This is a genomic window from Micromonospora sp. NPDC048170 (assembly GCF_040652795.1).
Classification (GTDB): Bacteria; Actinomycetota; Actinomycetes; order Mycobacteriales; family Micromonosporaceae; genus Micromonospora.
In genome coordinates this window covers 1-19,408 of the sequence record NZ_JBEZMR010000042.1, presented here as the reverse complement: position 1 = coordinate 19,408, position 19,408 = coordinate 1, and the positions used below count along the sequence as shown (strand labels likewise).

General features: G+C 75.2%; 16 protein-coding genes. 2 read left to right on the top strand and 14 right to left on the bottom strand.

Features of this window, described 5'->3' with window-relative positions; genetic code table 11:
- Positions 1-55: 55 nt before the first annotated feature.
- From AB0D32_RS30360 to AB0D32_RS30305, 12 genes are all read right to left on the bottom strand, one after another.
- Positions 56-1,810: a CTP synthase gene (locus AB0D32_RS30360; RefSeq protein ID WP_357097558.1), complete on the bottom strand. Its 1,755-nt coding sequence runs from the start codon at positions 1,808-1,810 to the stop codon at positions 56-58.
- Positions 1,811-1,960: 150 nt separating this feature from the next.
- Positions 1,961-4,345, bottom strand: a complete 2,385-nt coding sequence (locus AB0D32_RS30355; protein ID WP_357097556.1) for a hypothetical protein — start codon at positions 4,343-4,345, stop codon at positions 1,961-1,963.
- Positions 4,345-5,505 carry a glycosyltransferase family 4 protein gene (locus AB0D32_RS30350; protein ID WP_357097554.1) on the bottom strand — a complete coding sequence of 387 codons (1,161 nt, stop codon included), beginning with the start codon at positions 5,503-5,505 and terminating at the stop codon, positions 4,345-4,347. The genes AB0D32_RS30355 and AB0D32_RS30350 overlap by 1 nt, the downstream gene beginning before the upstream one ends.
- 55 nt (positions 5,506-5,560) lie before the next feature.
- Positions 5,561-7,261, bottom strand: coding sequence for a lipid II flippase MurJ (locus AB0D32_RS30345; RefSeq protein WP_357097552.1), 1,701 nt, complete (start codon positions 7,259-7,261; stop codon positions 5,561-5,563).
- A gap of 1 nt (position 7,262) precedes the next feature.
- Positions 7,263-8,129 carry a hypothetical protein gene (locus AB0D32_RS30340; protein WP_357097550.1) on the bottom strand — a complete coding sequence of 289 codons (867 nt, stop codon included), beginning with the start codon at positions 8,127-8,129 and terminating at the stop codon, positions 7,263-7,265.
- 61 nt (positions 8,130-8,190) lie between these two features.
- The gene (locus tag AB0D32_RS30335) at positions 8,191-9,126 is read right to left on the bottom strand and encodes a copper transporter (RefSeq protein ID WP_357097548.1); all 936 of its coding nucleotides are present in this window, start codon (positions 9,124-9,126) and stop codon (positions 8,191-8,193) included.
- A 27-nt stretch (positions 9,127-9,153) separates the two neighbouring features.
- Positions 9,154-10,332, bottom strand: coding sequence for a putative cytokinetic ring protein SteA (gene steA / locus AB0D32_RS30330; RefSeq protein WP_357097546.1), 1,179 nt, complete (start codon positions 10,330-10,332; stop codon positions 9,154-9,156).
- 119 nt (positions 10,333-10,451) lie between these two features.
- Positions 10,452-12,209, bottom strand: coding sequence for a DNA repair protein RecN (recN, locus tag AB0D32_RS30325; protein ID WP_357097544.1), 1,758 nt, complete (start codon positions 12,207-12,209; stop codon positions 10,452-10,454).
- A gap of 130 nt (positions 12,210-12,339) precedes the next feature.
- Positions 12,340-13,224, bottom strand: coding sequence for an NAD kinase (locus AB0D32_RS30320; protein ID WP_357097542.1), 885 nt, complete (start codon positions 13,222-13,224; stop codon positions 12,340-12,342).
- Positions 13,225-13,345: 121 nt separating this feature from the next.
- A complete protein-coding gene (locus AB0D32_RS30315) occupies positions 13,346-14,206 on the bottom strand; it encodes a TlyA family RNA methyltransferase (RefSeq protein WP_357097540.1) in 861 nt (286 codons plus the stop codon).
- Positions 14,207-14,227: 21 nt separating this feature from the next.
- Positions 14,228-14,497: a hypothetical protein gene (locus AB0D32_RS30310; protein ID WP_357097538.1), complete on the bottom strand. Its 270-nt coding sequence runs from the start codon at positions 14,495-14,497 to the stop codon at positions 14,228-14,230.
- On the bottom strand, positions 14,494-15,090 hold the full coding sequence (locus AB0D32_RS30305) for a hypothetical protein (protein ID WP_357097536.1): 597 nt from the start codon (positions 15,088-15,090) through the stop codon (positions 14,494-14,496). Before AB0D32_RS30305 ends, AB0D32_RS30310 begins: the two co-directional genes overlap by 4 nt.
- A 113-nt stretch (positions 15,091-15,203) precedes the next feature.
- Here AB0D32_RS30305 and AB0D32_RS30300 point away from each other — a divergent pair, with 113 nt between their 5' ends.
- Positions 15,204-15,542 carry an SCP2 sterol-binding domain-containing protein gene (locus AB0D32_RS30300; protein ID WP_357097605.1) on the top strand — a complete coding sequence of 113 codons (339 nt, stop codon included), beginning with the start codon at positions 15,204-15,206 and terminating at the stop codon, positions 15,540-15,542.
- Positions 15,543-15,576: 34 nt separating this feature from the next.
- Here the strand turns inward: AB0D32_RS30300 and AB0D32_RS30295 are convergent, their stop codons facing one another.
- Positions 15,577-16,593 carry an HAD-IIA family hydrolase gene (locus tag AB0D32_RS30295; RefSeq protein WP_357097534.1) on the bottom strand — a complete coding sequence of 339 codons (1,017 nt, stop codon included), beginning with the start codon at positions 16,591-16,593 and terminating at the stop codon, positions 15,577-15,579.
- A complete protein-coding gene (locus AB0D32_RS30290; protein WP_357097603.1) occupies positions 16,590-17,528 on the bottom strand; it encodes a tetratricopeptide repeat protein in 939 nt (312 codons plus the stop codon). Before AB0D32_RS30290 ends, AB0D32_RS30295 begins: the two co-directional genes overlap by 4 nt.
- On the opposite strand from AB0D32_RS30290, the gene AB0D32_RS30285 reads away from it, so the two are divergent.
- A complete protein-coding gene (locus tag AB0D32_RS30285; protein ID WP_357097616.1) occupies positions 17,493-19,274 on the top strand; it encodes a hypothetical protein in 1,782 nt (593 codons plus the stop codon). The two genes, AB0D32_RS30290 and AB0D32_RS30285, sit on opposite strands and share 36 nt — an antisense overlap.
- Positions 19,275-19,408 lie beyond the last annotated feature (134 nt).

Sequence of the window (19,408 nt, the reverse complement as noted above, 5' to 3'; positions counted from 1 at the left end):
CCAGTATCGCGAGGCGCGACGCCGCTCTGCCCGGTGGTTCGCTCGCTGCGCCCGCTCACGAGGCCGACGTCGCCTTCGCGGCGGCGCTGCCGTTGCGGGCGGCCTTCTTCTTCGCCGCCGCGGTCTCGGCCGCGTCCAGGTCGACCGGGAGCTGGTCTGCCTCCGAGTAGGCCACCGCCGCCTTCACGAAGGAGGCGAACAGGGGGTGCGGCCGGGTCGGCCGGCTCTTCAGCTCCGGGTGCGCCTGGGTGGCGACGAAGAACGGGTGCAGGCTTCGGTCCAGCTCGATGAACTCGACCAGCCGCCCGTCCGGCGAGGTGCCGGAGATGCGCAGGCCCGCCTTGGTCAGCGCGTCGCGGTACGCGTTGTTCACCTCGTACCGGTGCCGGTGCCGCTCGCTGACCTCGGTGCTGCCGTACGCCTCGGCGACCAGCGAGCCCTCGGCGAGCGCCGCCGGGTACGCGCCGAGCCGCATGGTGCCGCCCAGGTCGCCCTTACCGGCGACGATGTCCTCCTGGTCGGCCATGGTGGCGATGACCGGGTGCGCGGCCTCCTCGTCGAACTCCAGCGAGTTGGCGCCCTCCAGGCCGGCCAGGTGCCGGGCCACGTCGATGGTCATGCACTGCAGGCCGAGGCAGAGGCCGAGCAGCGGGATGCCGTTCTCCCGGGCGTACCGGGCGGTGCCGATCTTGCCCTCGATGCCGCGCACCCCGAAGCCGCCCGGGATGACGACGCCGTCCACGCCGGCCAGGGCGGCCGCCGCGCCGGACGGGGTGACGCACTCGTCGCTGGGCACCCAGCGCAGCTGCACCCGGGCACGGTGGCCGAAGCCGGCGGCCCGGATCGCCTCGCTCACCGACAGGTACGCGTCGGGCAGGTCGACGTACTTGCCGACCACGGCGACGGTGACGGTGTGCCGGGGCTGGTGCACCCGGTCCAGCAGGTCGTCCCAGCTGGCCCAGTCGACGTCGCGGAAGGAGAGGCCGAGCCGGCGCACCACGTACGCGTCGAGGCCCTCGCGGTGCAGCACCTTCGGGATGTCGTAGATGCTCGGCGCGTCCGGGGCCGCGACGACCGCCTCCCGGTCCACGTCGCAGTAGAGCGACAGCTTCTCCTTGAGCTTCTCCGGGATCTCCCGGTCGCAGCGCAGCACGATCGCGTCCGGCTGGATGCCGATGTTGCGCAGCTGGGCCACCGAATGCTGGGTCGGCTTCGTCTTCAGCTCGCCCGACGGCGCCAGGTACGGCACCAGCGAGACGTGCAGGTAGAAGCAGTTGTCCCGGCCCAGGTCGTGGCGGACCTGGCGGATCGACTCCAGGAACGGCAGCGACTCGATGTCGCCGACGGTGCCGCCGACCTCGGTGATCACGACGTCCGGCACCTGGCCGTCGTCGTCCGGGTCGGCCATCGCCAGGATCCGCGACTTGATCTCGTTGGTGATGTGCGGGATGACCTGGACCGTGTCGCCCAGGTACTCGCCGCGCCGCTCCTTGGCGATCACCTCCGAGTAGATCTGGCCGGTGGTGACGTTCGCCTTGCCGGAGAGCGCCCGGTCCAGGAACCGCTCGTAGTGCCCGACGTCGAGGTCGGTCTCGGCACCGTCCTCGGTCACGAAGACCTCGCCGTGCTGGAACGGGTTCATCGTCCCCGGGTCGACGTTGAGGTAGGGGTCGAGCTTCTGCATCACCACGCGCAGGCCGCGCGCGGTGAGCAGGTTGCCGAGGCTGGAGGCGGTGAGGCCCTTACCCAGCGAGGAGGCGACTCCCCCGGTGACGAAAATGTGCCTGGTCGTCCGTGCTGAAGGGGCCAAGGCCTGCTCCCGTGTCGTCCGTCGCGGTCGTGCAGACCGCCGTGCCGATCAGCAAAGTGATCACGCGATCCACGGGATTCCACGGTAACACCTCTCCCGGCCCACCCGCCGGGCGCACCCGGACCGGGCGGCGGAGTGTCCCGCCCCGGCTCAGGAGGCTGTGGCCTCGGTCGATGACCGGCCGGCCGCCGCGCGCTCCCCGGCGTCGGTCCCGGCCGGCGGCCCGTCCGTCCCGTTCCCACGGCCCGGGGCTCGGGGGGACGGGGGCGTCGTCGCGGCGGCCGGTTCCACCGCCGGATCCGGCGTACGGGCGGCGTCCACCCCCGCGCCGTCCGGTGCCGGCCGGTCCGGTCCGTCGTCGTCCGGCCCTCCGCCGGAGTCGTCGTCCGATCCGTCGCCCGTCCCGCCGGGCCCCTCGTCGCGCTGCCGGGCCGGGTCGGGCAGCGTGCGGTCCGTGGAGTGGTCGAGCACCCGCAGCGCGGCCAGCGCCGCCATCGGCACCACCAGGGCGGCGGCCGCGCCGGCGACGTCCAGGGCGTCGCCGGCCAGCACCCCGCCGATCACGGCGGCGACGGCGGTGCCGGCCATCGCCGCCCGCATCGCCGGGTAGATGCCGAACAGCCGCTTCAGCCCGCCCCACGGCTGGAGCAGGGCGAACCAGACCAGCAGGGCACCGGCCAGGGCCAGCACGGTCAGCGGGCTGTTGACCAGGGTCTCGAAGTTCGCCGTACTGGAACGGTGCACGGTGAGCCCGCCCGTGCCGTCGCCGACGGCGGCCAGGAACCGGCCCAGGCTGCCCCGCTCGGCGGCCGGCCGACGCAGGTCGAGCACCGCGAAGCCGATGGTCAACGCGAGCCCGGCCATGGTGGCCCAGGCCAGCCGGCTGATCGTCAGCCAACCACCGGCACTGATCGCCGCGGCGACGCTCAGCCCGGCGGTCAGCGCGATCGCGCCGATCGGATCGGATCCCAGGTAGGCGCTGCCCACGACCAGCACGGCGACGCCGCCGACGGCCACCATCACGGGTGGCCGCCAGGACCGGCGGACCCGCTGGGCCAGCCATCCGGCGCTCAGCAGCGCGCCGGCCAGGAACACGCCGAGCCCGACGGTGCCCAGCCCGGCGTACCGGCCGCCCTCGAGGGCGGAGTAGCCGACCACCCCGTTGAGCTGGAGGCGGGCGCCGGTGAGCACGTCCAGCCCCACGGTCAGCGTGGTCAGGCCGGCCACCGCACCGAGCGGGCCGAGGGTGCCCGCGTACCCCGGCATGAGCCGGACCACGGCGGTCGCGGCGATCAGCAGCAGCACGGTCACCCCGGCGAAGTACACGCCGGCGTGCTCCCCGCGCCACCACGGCACGGCGTCGGCGAGCAGGGCGGCGGGGACGGCGAGGGCCGCCGCGACCAGCAGCAGTTCCACGACCGCCACCACCCGCCGCGACACCGGCTCCGGGCCGTACGGGCCGGCGTGCCGGCGGGCCCGGCGCAGCAGCGGCAGCACCGCCACGGCCAGCAGCACCTGGGCGCCGGCCAGCAGGGTGAAGAACCAGTCGGCCACCCGGCGTTGGGCGGCCGCCTCCCGGTCGGCGTCGGCGGGTTCGGCGATCGCGGCGGCGAGATCCGCCGGCCGCCCGCCGACCGACTCGGCCGGCCGCCCGAGGAAGAGCCGCTCCGGCATGGGCCGGCCCAGCGCGGTGAGCGCGGTCGGCGCGAGGTCGACGAGTTGCAGGTAGCCCTCCCGACCGGTGCTGGCCGAGGTGAGCCACCCGTGTTCCCAGCCCGGCCCGTCGGCGACGGCGACGTGCAACCGGGACGGTACGTCGGTGTCGGACACCCCGGCGACGAGCACCAGCGAGCGGGGCGGCCGGGCGGCCAGCACCCGGGCCAGGCGGGTGTCCGCCTCGCGCGCGGCCGAGGCCCGGGCCGCCGGGTCCTCGCCGGAGATCGTGCCGAGGTCGACGATGCTCAGCACGCAGGAGCCGAGCAGGCCCGCCGGGTCCGCGGGAAGCGTCGGCGCGTACCGGTCGACGCGGCCGAACGGCCGGGCGGCGGCCACGGCCGCGCCGGGTCCGACCGCCACCGAGCAGCGCACCGACTCCGGCAGCGCGCCGGGCATCGCGCCCCAGGGCAGCCGTTCCTGGTTGTGTACGACGACGCTCTCCTGGTCGGGCAGGTTCGCGCCGATGCCGTCGGGCTGTTCCACCGTCACCTGGGCCGGTGGGCAGGCTCCGGCCTGCCGGCTGCCGTTCCAGGCGGCGTAGCTGCCGGCGCCGAGGGTGAGCCAGCCGTCCACCGGGCAGGTCGGCCGGTGTGCGGAACGGACCGACAGGGAGCCGATCGAGCCGTCCTGGGCCATCCGCCACAACGTCGGCGTGGTCTGCGGGTCGACGTCCTCCCAGCGCAGCCCGGCCACCCCGACCAGCACCACGAAGTCGGCGGTACGCCCGGGCGCCTCCCGTCCGGGGCGGGCGGTCAGCGCGGTGATACCCAACGCCACCACGACCAGGGTCAGCAGGACAGGGGCGATTCTGCGCCGCATCACCGGCGTCCCGTCGACGGGGCGTCGGCGCCGGGAGCCGCCGGTCCGGCGCCGTCCGGGGCCAGTTCGGCGTAGAGCGCCGCCAGTTGGGCGAGGGTGTCGGCCTCGGTGGGCCAGGTGGCGGCCCGCTCGGCGCCACGCCGCGCCAGCCCGGCCCGCTCGACGTCGTCGTCGAGCAGGGCGCGCACGGCCTCGTCGACGGCGTCCACGTCCCCCGGCGGCACCAGCACCGCGGCGTCGCCGACCAGCTCCGGCAGGCCGCCGACGCCGGTCGTCACCAGCGGTACGCCGGCCCGCATCGCCTCCTGTGCGAAGAGCTGACGGGCCTCCCAGTCGCTGGTCACCACCGCCAGGTCGGCCCCGGCGAGCAGGTCGGCCACGTCGGTGCGGTGCCCGAGCAGGGTCACCGGGGCCCGGGCGGCGGAGATCCGGGCCGCCAGCGGCAGGTAGGCGGGGCCGCTGCCGGCGATCACCACGGCCGGCGCCGGTGTCCGCGTACGCCAGCGGGCAGCGGCGTCGATGAGCACGTCGTACCGCTTCTGGGGGTGCAGCCGGCCGACGGACAGGATCAGCGGTTGCTCCGCCGCGACGCCGAACTCGGCGCGGACGGCGGCCCGGCGGCGGCGCGGTGCGGGCAGTGCCGGCGCGGCGACCGGCGCGAGTCGGGCGTCCGCCGCGCCCAGTGCGGCGGCCCGCTCGACCAGGTCGGCGGAGGCGCCGAGCGCCACCCGGGCGCCCCGGGCGACGACCCGCTCGACGAGGCGGGACACGCCGCCACGCAGGCCGCCCGCGAGTACCGCGTTGTGCCAGGTGACCACGAGCGGGGCCGCCGGGCGGGCGAGCACGGCGACCAGCCCGGCGCGCAGGCCGTGGGCGTGCAGCACGTCGACCGGTTCGGCGGCGAGCGCCCGGCGCAGCGCGCTGACCGCGCGGGCGTCGGCCGGGGTCGGGCTGGCCGGGATCTCCACCGGCAGGAAGCGGGCGCCGACGCCGGTGAAGTCGAACTGCTCCTGCGTCGCGGCGGGCCCGCAGACCAGCACGCGGACACCCTCGGCGGTCAGGCCCCGGGCCAGCGAGCGGACGTGCTGCCCGACGCCGCCGGTGCTGGAGGCGAGCAGCAGGGCCACCGTGCCGTGCCAGCCGGGAACCGGTGCCGTCACCACGACCACCCCCGCCCGTCGGTCGCCGTCGGCCGGTCACCCGTCCTGCACCCGCTCACCGGGACACCGTCTCCTTCCCGCCACCCCGTTCCGGGGGGATGTCGCCCCCGCCCGTCCCTTCGGCGGGGGTCGCCGGCCCGCGCCGGCCCGCCCTGCCCAGTCGCCGCAACACCCCGGCGAGCAGCGGCGTCACGTCCCGCCGGTCGACCAGCCAGACGACGGCGAGGAACACGACACCGACCACGACTCCGGACAGCATGCCCTGCACGAGTGCGCCGGGTGTCGTCGGGGTGCCGCCGGTGGCCGTGTCCAGCAAGCGGGCGACGGACGTTCCGGCGAGCGCGGCCAGGACGCCGGCGAGCAGTCCCGCGGCACCGGCCCGGGCCGCGCCGGCGAGGGCGGGACGCCCGGCCGCGCGCCGTACGGCGACGAGCAGCAGCCCGCCGAGCAGCACCATCCCGACCGAGTTGGCGAGGGCCACCGCGAGCACCCGGTCCGCCACCGGCAGGAGGGCCGTCAGCGGCATGGCCGCCACCGGCACGGCCAGCCAGCCGGCGGTGATCGCGACGGTGGCGGGGCGGGTGTCCCCGCGGGCGTACAGGGCGCGGGAGAGCACCGCGAAGAGACCGTAGCCGAGCAGCCCGGGAGCGAAGCCGACGATCCCCGCGGCGGTGGAGGCCGGGTCGTCCGGGTAGAAGAACGCGGCGACCGGAGCGGCCGTGCCGACCAGTGCCGCCGCGCCGAGGCAGCTGAACAGCAGCACCCCGCGTACGGTCGAGGCGAGCGTGCCCCGGTAGTCCTCGTCCCGCCCCGCGGCGGCGGCGGTCGCCAGCGTCGGGTACGCCGCCACCGCCAGCGGCACCGCCAGCACCGCCCACGGCAGGAGGTACATGGTCTGGGCCAGGTTGAACACCTGCGGCGAGCCCGTCGGGCCGCCGGAGACCCGGTTGATCAGCACCAGCAGTGCGAGCTGCTGCGCGGTGACGGTGACCGCGCCGGCCATCGCCAGCCCGCCCACCCGCGCCCGCGCGTCGGGCGGGAACGCGTAGCCGGGGCGAAGCCGCAGGCCCAACCGGCGCAGCGGGAACAGCAGCGACAGCGACAGCACCACCACGCCCAGCGTGGTGCCGGCGGACAGGATCAGCTCCCCGCCGAGGCTCACCTGCGCCACGCTCACGCCACGCCCCTCGGCGCCGCCGAAGACGAGGTAGACCACGATCACGGTGAGGCTGGACAGCAGCGGCGCGATCACCGGCCAGGCGAACCGGCGGTGCGCCTGGAGCACGCCGGTCAGCACGATGCCGATGCCGTAGAGCGGCAACTGCGGAGCGAAGACACGCAGCATCCGCGCGCCGGCCGCCAGCTCCGCCTCCGAGCGCCCCTCGCTGATCAGCGACACGATCGGGCCGGCCGCCACCGCGACCAGGACGGCCAGCGGCACCAGCAGGGTGGCCGTCCAGGTGAGCAGTGCCCCCGTGGTGGCGGCCACCGCACGCCGGTCACCTGCCGCGACCGCCCCCGCCAGCAGCGGTACGACCAGGCTCGCGAGCGCCCCACCGGCCACGATCTCGAAGATGATGTTCGGCACGGTGTTGGCGATCACGTACATGCCGCCCAGGTCGCTCTTCTCCACGACCCAGGTGAAGACGGCGGTGCGGCCGAAGCCGGCGAGCCGGCTGACCACGGTGAGTACGGCGATGAGCGCGGCCGCTCCGGCGACACGGCCGGCGCCGGCGAGGGGTGCCGGTGTCGTCACGTCAGTCGGCGCGACGGCCCAGTGCGTCGAGCTCGCGCAGCCCCGGGGTGCGCTGGATGACCTGCGTGAAGCTGACCTTCTCGCTGGCCGCGGTGAGGCCGGCGAGTACGGCGAGCAGCCCGGCCCGCCCGACCGGCCCGGTACGCGCGGCCAGCGCCACGCCGAGCAGCGCACCGAGCGCGTTCGCGCCGCTGTCGCCGAGCATCACGTCCTCGCCGAGGTCGGCGGGGAGCAGCCCGGCGGCGGCGCCGACGGCACCGGCGGCGATCCCGCCGTGCGGGCCCCCGGTCAGTGGGGCGCCGAGCAGCAGGCCGGACTTCAGCGCCCGGCCGGGACGCAGGTCGAGCAGGTTGAGCAGGTTCGCGGTGCCGGCGACGACACCGGCGCCGAGCAGCACGTCGACGCCCCGGCCCAGCGGGCCCTGTCGCTGGCGGCGCCGGTGCCCGGCGACCCGGGGGTCGGCGGCGAGCAGCGCGGCGGCACCGAGGCCGGCGGCACCGACCCCGACGACCTTGACCAGCCCGGCGGTGACCCGGCCCTCGCGCAGCGCGGCCAGGTGCCCGGCGAAGCCCTTGGCCGCCTTCTGCTCCGGCCGTGCGCCGACCACGTCGTCGTAGAGCCCGACCGCCCCGGCACCCACCCCGGCGACCAGGGCCGCGGCGCCGGAGGGGCCGCTGGAGGCGCCGAACGCACCCGCCGCGGCGGCACCGGCCGCGAGGGCGGGGCCGGCGGCCAGGGTCACCGTGCGGCCACGGAAGTTGGTCCGGTCGAGCGCGGGCCCGGCCGGTGAGGTGCGCACCTCACGCAGCGCGTACCGGGCGGCAGCGGCGCCCGCGCCGGCGATCAGCAGTCGACCGAGCAGACTCATGCGCCTACCTCCCGCCGCGCGTCGGCGAAGCGGAATCCGGACATCGGGGTACGTCGTCGCATCACTGGGGCAGTCTAGGCAGCAGGGTCGCGTTGTCGGCGATGCCGTACTGCCCGGCCTTCTTCCCGGTGACCTGCTCCACCAACGCGAGGGCGGTGACGAGCTGACCCTGGACGGTGTTGGCGTTGTCGACGGTGGAGATGCTCTGCACCAGCACGGGGTCGCTGCGGACGGCGGCCACCAGGTTGCCGCCGGCCGACCCGTTGCCGCCGACGACGATCGTGCCGGCCCGGTCGAACTGCTCGGCGACCTTGAGCACCGACTCGTCCTTCTTCGCCGAGTCCTTGTCCACGTACGGCTGCCCGCTGACCACGACGACGGCCTCCGCCGACGTGGTGACCCGGTCCTGGGTGGTGAGGTAGTTGGCGTTGGTGTAGGCGGCGAGCACCGCCCGCCGGTCGGCCTCGCTGACCGGGGTGGCGCCGGGCGCCCGGTCGAGCAGGACGCTGGCCAGCAGCGCGCTGGACGTCTCGACCCCGTTGCTGTTGCTCGGCAGGTCGGCGGTCGGCGCGCTGGTGGGACGCGCGGCGGTGACCGCGAGCTCCAGCAGGTTGTTGTTGTTGTCCGGGTTGATGAACTTGTCCTGCAGGTCGACGCGGCTCACCTGGGCCCCGGCGAGCTGGAGCATCTTGATCACACCCTCGGTGTGGTCGCGCCCGGTGGGCAGGCTGACCACCACGATCCGCTTGCCGGTCAGGGTGCCCGGCAGGACGACCTCGGCGATCTGGGCCGCGAAGTCCTCCTCGAGCTCCAGTTCCTTCTCCATGCTCTGGACCGCCTGGCGCATCTGCTGGTTGTCCTTGCGCAGCGCGTTGACGTTCTCCTTGAGCGAGTCGGCCACCGGGCCGTTCAGGGCGGCGGTGCCGACCACCAGACCGATCGCCAACGCGAGGAAGACCGCGGTCAGGGACACCACGTGGTACCGGAAATTGATCACGCCTGCAGCCTCTTGATCGGTCGGACGCTAGAAAAGCTGTTCAAGCTGGAACACGAAATTGTTCCACCACTCGGAGACCACACCCAAATACGCCTTGCCGACGGTGGAGACCGCCACGGCCGAGGCCATCGCCGCGATCGCGGAGAGCACCAGCAGCAGCAGTGACGACCCGGAGATGCTCTGCCGGTAGAGCCGGCTCACGCCCTTGGCGTCGACCAGCTTGCCGCCGACCTTGAGCCGGGTCAGGAACGTGGAGGCCATCCCGCCGCGGCCCTTGTCGAGGAACTCGACCAGCGTGGCGTGGGTGCCGACGGCGACCAGCAGCGAGGCGCCCTTCTCGTCGGCCAGCAGCATGGCCAGGTCCTCGCTGGTCGCCGCCGCGGGGAAGGTCACCGCCGGTACGCCGAGGCCGTTGACCCGGGCCAGGCCGGGCGCCCGGCCGTCCGGGTAGGCGTGCACGATCACCTCGGCGCCGCAGCGCAGCACGTCGTCGGTGACCGAATCCATGTCGCCGATGATCATGTCCGGCGTGTAGCCGGCCTCCACCAGCGCGTCCGCGCCGCCGTCGACGCCGATCAGGACGGGCTTGAACTCGCGGATGTAGGGACGCAGCACGTCGAGGTCGGCCTTGTAGTCGTAGCCGCGCACCACGATCAGGCAGTGCCGCCCCTGCATCTCGGTCTGGATGTCGGGCACGCCGACCCCGTCGAGGAGCAGGTCGCGCTCCTGGCGGAGGTAGTCCATCGTGTTGGCGGCGAACGCCTCCAACTGGACCGAGAGCCCCTCCCGGGCGTCGGCCATCGCCTTGGCCACCGTCTCGGCGTCCTGGAGGCTGCCGTGCGCCACCGGCTCGTCGCCGACGAAGACGGTGTTGCCCTCGATCCGGACGCTGTCGCCCTCCCGGATCCGCTCGAAGACCCCCTCCCCCAGGTCGTCGAGGAGCGGAATGCCGGCGGCGACGAGCACCTCCGGCCCCAGGTTGGGGTAGCGGCCGGAGACCGACGGCTTCGCGTTGAGCACGGCGCCGACACCGACGGCGACGAGCGAGTCGGCGGCGACCCGGTCGAGGTCGACGTGGTCGATGACCGCGATGTCGCCGGGGCGGAGCCGGCCGACCAGGCGTTTTGTCCGGCGGTCGAGGCGCGCGGTGCCGAGGATCCTGCCCGGTTCCGCGTTCCGGGTCCGGCGCAACGTGGGTAGACGCATCGTGACCATCCTGGCATGTGAGGCAGGCAGATCTGTCGTGACATGCCTGAGCAGGGCCGCCTACCCAGGGAAACACACTAACGCGCAGGCCGGTGTGCCTGCGCTCACAATCGCCGACCTCACGGACGCCTTTCCCGGGCCGCCACGGCGAGAAGCTCCTCGGCGTGCGCGATACCCAGGTCGGAATCGGGCAGACCCGCGAGCATCCGGGCCAGCTCCCGGGCGCGCTCGGTGTCCTCCACCACCCGGACCCCGCTCGTGGTGACCGCCCCGCCCGTGTCCTTCGCCACCACCAGGTGCCGGTCGGCGAACGCGGCCACCTGCGGCAGGTGGGTGACGACCAGCACCTGGTGGCTGCGGGCCAGCCTCGCCAGCCGCCGGCCGATCTCCACCGCGGCCTGGCCGCCGACCCCGGCGTCGACCTCGTCGAAGACCAGCGTGGGTGGCCCGCCCGAGCCGGCGAAGACCACCTCGATGGCCAGCATCACCCGGGACAGCTCACCGCCCGAGGCGCCGCGCTGCAACGGCAGCGAGGGCGCGCCCGGGTGGGCCAGCAGGCGCAGCTCGACCTCGTCGCCGCCGTCCGGACCGACACCGACCTCGGTGCCGTTGACCGGCAGGGTCGGCTCGGCACGGCCGGCCGTGCGGGGCAGCACCGCCACCTCGATCCGGGCGTGCGGCATGGCCAGCCCGGCCAGCTCGACGGTGACCTGCGCGGCGAATCGGGTCGCCGCCTCCTGCCGTGACGTCGACACCCGGCCGGCCAGGTCGGCCACCTCGCCGGCCAGCCGGGCGGCCTCCCGGTCCAGCTCTTCCAGGAGGTCGTCGGAGGTGTCCAGGTCGGCCAGCCGGGTGCGGGCACGCTCGGCCCAGGCGATCACCCCGTCGACGTCGTCGGCGTACTTGCGGGTGAGCGCGCGTAGCGCCGCCCGCCGCTCGTAGACGGTCTGCAACCGGGCCGGGTCGGCGTCCAGCGCGGCGAGGTAGGCCGACAGCTCGGCGGAGACGTCCGTGACGAGGGTCGCCGCCTCCTCCAGCCGCCCCGCCAGCTCGCCCAGCGCCGGATCCGTGCCGGCCTGCGCCTCCAGGGTGCGGCGGGCGGTGCCGAGCAGCGCCGCGGCGTCCGGCGTCTCGTCGGTCGCCTCCACGCCGCCGGCCACGCACTGGTGGGCCACCTGCGCCGCGGTACGCAGCCCCTCGGCGTGCTCCAGCCGCTGCGCCTCCGCCTTCAGCTCGTCGTCCTCGCCGGGCTGCGGGTCGACCCGGGTGATCTCGTCCAGGCCGAGCCGCAGCAGGTCCGCTTCCTGGTTGCGCTCGCGGGCGTTGCGCCGCCGGTCGGTCAGGTCGTCGACCACCGCGCGCCAGCGGGCGTACGCCTCGCGCAGCGCGTCGAGCAGCTTCTCGTGTTCGGGGCCGGCGAACCGGTCCAGCGCGGCCCGCTGCTCGGCCGGCCGCAGCAGCCGCAACTGGTCGGACTGGCCGTGCACGGCCACCGCCTGCTCACCCACCTCGCCGAGCATCGACACCGGCATGCTCCGCCCGCCCAGGTGCGCCCGGGAGCGGCCCTCCACCGTGACGGTGCGGCTCAGCAGCACCGAGCCGTCCTCGTCGGGCTCGCCGCCCGCGTCGGTGATCCGCGCGTGCACGGTGGCGGCGACGCGGCCGTCGAGCCGCAGCCGTCCCTCGACCACCGCCCGGCCCGGCTTGGCGCGGACCCGCCCGGCGTCGGCACGCCCCCCGAAGAGCAGGCCGAGGCCGGTGACCACCATGGTCTTGCCCGCACCGGTCTCGCCGGTGATGACGTTCATGCCGCCGGTCAGCGGCAGCGTGGTGTCCTCGATGACGCCCAGTCCGGTGATGCGCAGCTCTTCCAGCACAACAACCGACAGTAGACGCGGCCCCCGACAGTTGACCAGCCGGCGTGGGCGCGCCGGTGCGTCCGCCCGCCGACACCCCCGGCGACGCGAACCGGGTGCGGCCGGTCGGCGCCGGCCCCACCTGGTGGGGTCACCGACGGTTGCCGCGCCAGCCGTGCACGGGCAGGTCGAACTTCGCCACCAGCCGGTCGGTGAACGGGCGGTCCCGCAGCCGCACGACGCGCACGGGCAGCGCGCCGCGCCGCACGGTGACCCGGGCCCCGGGCGGCAGGTCGTAGACCCGCCGGCCGTCGCAGGAGAGCACCGCGAGGGTGGTGAACGGGTCGACGGTGATGGCGAACGTGGACGTGGGCGCGGTGACCAGCGGCCGGCTGAACAGCGCGTGCGCGCTGATCGGCACCAGCAGCAGCGCCTCCACCTCCGGCCAGACCACCGGCCCGCCGCCCGAGAACGCGTACGCCGTCGAGCCGGTGGGGGTGGCGCAGACCACCCCGTCGCAGCCGTACCGGGACAGCGGTCGGCCGTCCACGTCGACGAGCAGCTCCAGCATCTGGGCGCGCTCGCCCTTCTCGACGCTGATCTCGTTGAGCGCCCAGGACTCGATGGTCGGGCCGCCGTCGAACTCGGCGGTCACGTCGAGGGTGAGCCGCTCGTCCACGGTGTAGTTGCGCCCGACCACGTCGCGTACCGCGCTGTCCAGGTCGTCGATCTCCGCCTCGGCGAGGAAGCCGACCTTGCCGAGGTTGATGCCGATCAGCGGCACCTTCGCCGGGCGGGCCAGTTCCGCCGCGCGCAGGAAGGTGCCGTCGCCGCCGAGCGCGAAGACGATCTCCGCGCCCTCGGCCGCCTCCAACCCGGTCGTCGGGACCACTCCGGGCAGGTCGAGGTCGTCGGCCTCCTCGGCGACGACCCGTACCTCGAAACCGGCCGCGATGAGGTCGGCGGCGACCGCGCGGGCGTGCTCGGTGCTGCGCCGACGGCCGGTGTGCGTCACCAGCAGGGCGGTGCGGCTCACCGGGACGGCCGTCCCGCCGTGCCCGCCCGGCCCCCGCGGCCATTCGCCGGGTGTCCGTCCCGGATGCCTGGTCCACCGGGCCGCCGTGGCCCGCCCGCGACCGTGGGGCTCGCCAGCTCGCTCACCCGGCCACCTCCTCCGTCGCCGCGTCCGGCCGGTCGCCGGACGGCACCGGGCCACCCGGCCCGGCGGTCACCACCGCGCGCACCCGCTCCGGGTCGGCAGGTGGTGCGTCCCGGCGTAACCATACGAAGAACTCGACATTGCCGCTCGGCCCCGGCAGCGGGCTCGCGGCCACGTCGGCCAGGCCGAGGTCGAGCCGGCCCGCCGCGGCGGCCACGTCGAGCACGGCCTCCGCCCGCAGCAGCGGATCGCGGACCACCCCGCCGGCCCCGACCCGTTCCTTGCCGACCTCGAACTGCGGCTTCACCATCAGCGCCAGGTCACCGTCGGGCCGCGTGCAGCCGGCCAGCGCCGGCAGCACCAGCCGCAGCGAGATGAACGACAGGTCGGCGACCGTGAGGTCGACCGGCCCGTCGATGGCCTCCGGTGTCAGCGTACGGACGTTGGTGCGTTCGAAGACCCGCACCCGGGGATCGTTGCGCAGCGGCCAGGCGAGCTGCCCGTAGCCGACGTCGACCGCGACCACCTCCGCCGCGTCGGCGCGCAGCAGCACGTCGGTGAAGCCGCCGGTGGAGGCGCCCGCGTCCAGGCACCGCCGGCCGGCCACGATCAGCCCGCCCGGGGCGAAGGCGGCCAGCGCGCCGGCCAGCTTGTGCCCGCCCCGGGAGACGTACTCCGAGCCGGGGTCCTCACCGGTCACCAGGAGCGGGTCGGCGGGGTCGACCATCGCGGCGGGCTTGCGGGCCGGCACGCCGCGCAGCTGGACCCGGCCGGCCTCCACCAGCGCGGCGGCCTGCTCCCGGGACCGGGCCAGACCGCGGCGGACGAGTTCGGCGTCCAGCCGGTTACGACGTGCCATGCGTGGTTCTTCTCCGGTCGGTCAGGACTGGTCGATGGTGGCGAGGGTTTCCCGCAGCGTCTCGTACGCCGCCTCGTACTGCGCGATCTGGTCGACCGGGGCGAGCGCCGCGGCGTTGGCCATCGCCCGCACGGCGGCGTCCACGGCGGGATGCCGGCCCTCGCCGAGGTCCTCGTCGGGCTCCGGCAGCGGCGGCGGACCGGGGCGCGGCCCAGGCCGGGCCGGTGCTCCCGGCGCCACCGGTCGTACGCCGGCGCCGGGCGGCGGGCCGGGGCGGAAGGGGCCGGTCACGCCCCGCCCTCCGGCGGCCGCTTACGGGCCGGCGCCTTCTTCGCCGGCCGGACCGGCTCCGCTTCGCCGCCCTCGGCCGGGGCGAGGGCCGACGGCGCCCGTTTCGCCACCGCCTTCTTGGCGACGGCCTTCTTGGCCAGCGCCTTCTTCGCGACGGCCGGCCTCTCGACCGGCGCCGCCGAGGTGGGTGCGACCGGCTCGGCGGCGCCCGGGGCGGCCGACGGTCCGGCACCGGCGGGCACCGGGTGTGACGGCTCGGCGACGCCGGCGGGCGCGGGGGCACCGGGGGTCGCCTTGGCGCCGCGGAGCTGACGCTCCAGCTCGCGCACCCGTCGGGTCAGCTCGGCGACCTCGTCGGCGGTGGCGAGCCCCACCGCGCCGAGGGCCCGATCCACCTCGAAGCGCACCAGCTTGGTCAGCGCCTCACGGTTGGCCGCGCCGGTGGAGACCAGTTCCTCGGCGAGGGTCTGCAACTGGACGGCGGTCGCCCCGCCCGAGCCGACGAGCCGGCGAACCGCGTCCTGGGCCTTCTTCCGGGGCGCCTCCGTCAGGCCCATGGCCAGCTCGAGGTAGGCGCGCCACGCGTCCTGCATGCCTCATTCCTTCCGCGGGGCGGGGGTGTGCAGGTGTCACGCTACCGGGCACCCCGCAACGCCCTGTGCGGTACGGTGCCGGGGACGGCGTGGCGAGCGGTGAGGGGGCGATCGTGGCCAGCGTGGACGAGTGCCGGCAGGCGTTGCGGGATCTGGCCGCCCGGCTGGACCACAACGCGGAGACCGTGCGGGAGAAGGTCGACTTCGACCGGACGCTGGCCTGCCGGATCACCGACCTGGAGACCGCCTTCCACGGCCGGCTCACCGGCGGCCGCCTGGTCGACCTGGCCGACGGCGACGACCCGAAGGCCAAGATCGCGCTGAGCACCAGCAGCGACGACCTGCTCGCGCTGGTCCGCGGCGAACTCGACGTCACCCGCGCGGTCACGTCCCGCCGGGTGTCGATCAAGGCGAACCCGCTCGACCTGATGAAGCTGCGCAAACTGCTCTGAGCCTCACGACGCCGGGCGTGCCGGTGAGCGGAGGTCAGCCGGCGAGGCCGAGTTCGGCCAGCGCCTTCTCCGCCTCGGTCGACCCGGAACGGATCCGCGCCGGCGGTGCCGACCAGGCGGCCGCGCAGAGCTCCGCCAGGGCGTCCAGCGCACGGCCCGACCCGGAGAGTTCCAGCGTGTCGTCCCGTGCCAGCACCGACCAGCCGCCGGCGTCCGCCGGGCCCGGGACCCGCACCACGGCCGCCGGGTCGAAGAGCCCCGCCAGGTCCATCGAGACGTACGTCGGCCTGCGGTGGGGCGGGGCGGCGAGCAGTTCGGCCGCGTCGCTCACGCCGGTGAGCACCAGCAGGCTGTCCAGCCCGGCCCGCCGGGCGCCCTCGATGTCGGTGTCCAGCCGGTCGCCGACCAGCAGCGTCCGGCCCTCCCCGGCGCGGCGGGCCGCCGTGGTGAACAGTGCCGGTTCGGGCTTGCCGACGACCACGTCGGGATCCCGCCCGAGCGCGGTACGCAGCACGGCGACCAGGGCACCGTTGCCCGGCAGCGGTCCCCGCCCGCTGGGCAGGGCCGGGTCGGTGTTGGTGGCGACCCAGGTCGCGCCGCCCCGTACGGCCACCGACGCCTCGGCCAGATCCGCCCAGCACACCTGGGGACCGAACCCCTGCACCACCGCGACCGGCGACTCGTCGGCCCGGGACACCGGGGTCAGCCCCACCGCACGCAGCTCGGCCCGCAGCGCCTCGGTGCCGACGACCAGCACCGCGGTGCCGGCGGGAAGCCGGTCGCGGAGCAGCTCGGCGGCGGCTGACGCAGAGGTGAGCACCTCCTCGGGACGGGCGGGCACGCCCATCCCGGTGAGCAGGTCGGCCACCTCACTGGAGCGGCGCGAGGCGTTGTTGGTCGCGTACGCCACCGCTCGGCCCTCGGCGTGCAGCCGGCCGACCGCCTCGACTGCGCCGGGGACCGGCCGGTCGATCAGGTAGATCACGCCGTCCAGGTCGAACACGACCAGGGCGTACCCGTCGACCAGCCGTTCCCCGGCACCCGTCGTCATCGCTGCGCGGTGTCCGACTCGCCGGTGACCGCCGGGCTGCCACCGCCGGTGGCGGCCCCGGTGTCGTCGCCCGCCGGCGCCTCGTCCTCGACCGGCTCGTCCTCGACCGGCTTGACCGGCTTGGCGTCGACCGGGTCGTCCGTCGGCACCGCCGTGGCCGCGACCTCGTCCCGGCGCTCGTCGGCGGTCTCCGAGTCGTCCTGCCGCCCGTCGGTGTCCTCGTCGGTCGGCTCCGCGTCGCCGCCGAGGTCGGCGTCCGGCCGGGCCGGCACCGCACCCGGGGCGCCGGGGCCGGAGGCGATCTCCTCGGCGGACTCCTCGTCCTCCTCGTCGCCCTCGATCACCACCCCGTCGAGCTCCAGCAGCCGCTCGGCGGCGTCGGTCTCGCTCTCGGTGTCGACGTCGGCCGCCCGGGAGAACCACTCACGGGCCTCGTCGCGACGACCGACCGCGAGCAGCGCGTCGGCGTACGCGTACCGCAGCCGGGCCGTCCACGGCTCGGCCGTCTCGCTGGTCAGCTCGGGGACCTGGAGCATGGCCACGGCAGCGTCCTTCTGGCCCAGGTCACCGCGCGCCCCGGCCGCCACGATCAGCAGCTCGGTCGCGACGGCCGGGTCCAGCTTCTCCCGGTCCGCGCCACGGAACAGGTCGATCGCCCGCTCCGGCCGGCCCAGCGCCCGCTCACAGTCCGCGAGCACCGCCAGGTGGCTCTGCAACCCGCTCATCCGGTGGTACGTACGCAGCTCCGCGATCGCCGTCTGCCACTCACCCGCGTGGTACGCCGCCAGGCCCACCGCCTCGCGGACGGCGGAGATCCGGGACGCCAGCCGACGGGCCGCCAACGCGTGCGCCAGCGCCTCGGCCGGGTCCTCGTCGATCAGCTGACCCGTTGCCACCAGGTGCCGCGCGACCGTCTCGGCGACCGGCTTCGCCAGCGACAGCAGCTCGGCCCGGACATCCTTGTCGAGGTCGGTCGCGACGATCTCGTCGGGCAGTACGGGGGCCGCCGTGCGCTCCCCCTCCGCCTCCGGACGCTCCCGCCGCTCGTCGCGGCGCTCTCCATCCCGGAAGCCACCGTCCCGACGGTTGCCGCCCCGGAAACCACCCTGACTGTCGCCGCCCCGGAAGCCGCCCTCGCGGTCACCACCCCGGTAGCCGCCCTGGCGGTCGCCGCCCTCACGACGGTCACCCCCGCGGAAGCCGCCCTCGCGGTCGCCGCCCCGGAAGCCGCCCTGGCGGTCGCCGCCCTCACGGCGGTCCCCACCACGGAAGCCACCCTCGCGCGGCGGACCCGAACGGAAACCGCCCTCGCGGTCACCACCCCGGAAGCCACCTTCACGGTCGCCGCCCTCACGACGGTCACCCCCGCGGAAACCGCCCTCGCGGTCACCACCACGGAAACCACCCGGACGGTCACCACCCTCACGACGGAAGCCACCCTCGCGCGGCGGACCCGAACGGAAGCCGCCCTCACGACGGTCACCCCCGCGGGAACCGCTCTCGCGGTCGCCGCCCCGGAAACCGCCCTGGCGGTCGCCGCCCTCACGACGGTCCCCACCACGGAAGCCACCCTCGCGGTCACCACCCCGGAAACCACCCGGACGGTCACCACCGTCACGACGGAAGCCACCCTCGCGCGGCGGACCCGAACGGAAACCGCCCTCGCGGTCACCACCCCGGAAACCACCTGGACGGTCACCACCGTCACGACGGAACCCGCCCTCGCGACGGTCGCCGCCACGGAAGCCGCCCTCGCGGTCGCCGCCCCGGAAACCACCCTGGCGGTCGCCGCCCTCACGACGGTCCCCACCACGGAAACCGCCGTCACGGTCGCCGCCCCGGAAACCACCCGGACGGTCGCCGCCCTCACGACGGTCCCCACCACGGAAACCACCAGAGCGCTCGTCACTGTCGCGACGGAAACCACCCTCACGGCGATCGCCGCCACGGAAACCCTCGCGGTCACCACCGTCACGACGGAAGCCACCCTCACGTGGCGGACCCGAACGGAAACCGCCCTCGCGGTCACCACCCCGGAAACCACCCGGACGGTCACCACCCTCACGACGGAACCCGCCCTCACGGCGGTCGCCGCCACGGAAGCCGCCCTCGCGGTCGCCGCCACGGAAGCCGCCCTGGCGGTCGCCGCCCTCACGACGGTCCCCACCACGGAAACCGCCCTCGCGGTCACCACCACGGAAACCACCCGGACGGTCACCACCCTCACGACGGAACCCGCCCTCGCGACGGTCGCCGCCACGGAAGCCGCCCTCGCGGTCGCCGCCACGGAAACCACCCTGGCGGTCGCCGCCCTCACGACGGTCCCCACCACGGTAACCACCAGAGCGCTCGTCACTGTCGCGACGGAAACCACCCTCGCGGCGATCCCCGCCACGGAAACCCTCGCGGTCGCCCCGGAAGCCGCCCTGGCGGTCGCCGGCGTCGCGGCGTGGGGCGCCGCCGTCACGGAAGTCGCCCCCTCGCTGACCGGACCGGAAGCCTCCCTCGCGGCGGTCACCGCCGCGGTAGCCCCCTTCACGGCGGTCGCTGCCGGCGTTCCCGCCTCGCTGGCCGCCCCGGTCATCACGGTACGGGGGTCGGTCGTCGCGGCGCGGTGCTCCCTCGCGTCCGCTCGAACGGTCTTCGTAGCGACGGGGACGATCTCCGCCCTGCGATTCTGAACTCACAGGTACATCCTTCCTCATTGCGTCACCAACGACGCTACGCAGTCGAGGGCCGACCCGGATGGGGCGGCCCTCGACTGGAAGATTGTCCGGCGGTGTCCTACTCTCCCACACCCTCCCGAGTGCAGTAC

What these genes read in the sequence shown, in the direction of transcription:
- AB0D32_RS30295 (WP_357097534.1), bottom strand. Translation starts at nt 16,593, where the DNA reads ATGACGACGGGTGCCGGGGAACGGCTGGTCGACGGGTACGCCCTGGTC.
- steA (WP_357097546.1), bottom strand. Translation starts at nt 10,332, where the DNA reads ATGCGTCTACCCACGTTGCGCCGGACCCGGAACGCGGAACCGGGCAGG.
- AB0D32_RS30305 (WP_357097536.1), bottom strand. Translation starts at nt 15,090, where the DNA reads ATGCAGGACGCGTGGCGCGCCTACCTCGAGCTGGCCATGGGCCTGACG.
- AB0D32_RS30340 (WP_357097550.1), bottom strand. Translation starts at nt 8,129, where the DNA reads ATGAGTCTGCTCGGTCGACTGCTGATCGCCGGCGCGGGCGCCGCTGCC.
- AB0D32_RS30355 (WP_357097556.1), bottom strand. Translation starts at nt 4,345, where the DNA reads ATGCGGCGCAGAATCGCCCCTGTCCTGCTGACCCTGGTCGTGGTGGCG.
- AB0D32_RS30315 (WP_357097540.1), bottom strand. Translation starts at nt 14,206, where the DNA reads ATGGCACGTCGTAACCGGCTGGACGCCGAACTCGTCCGCCGCGGTCTG.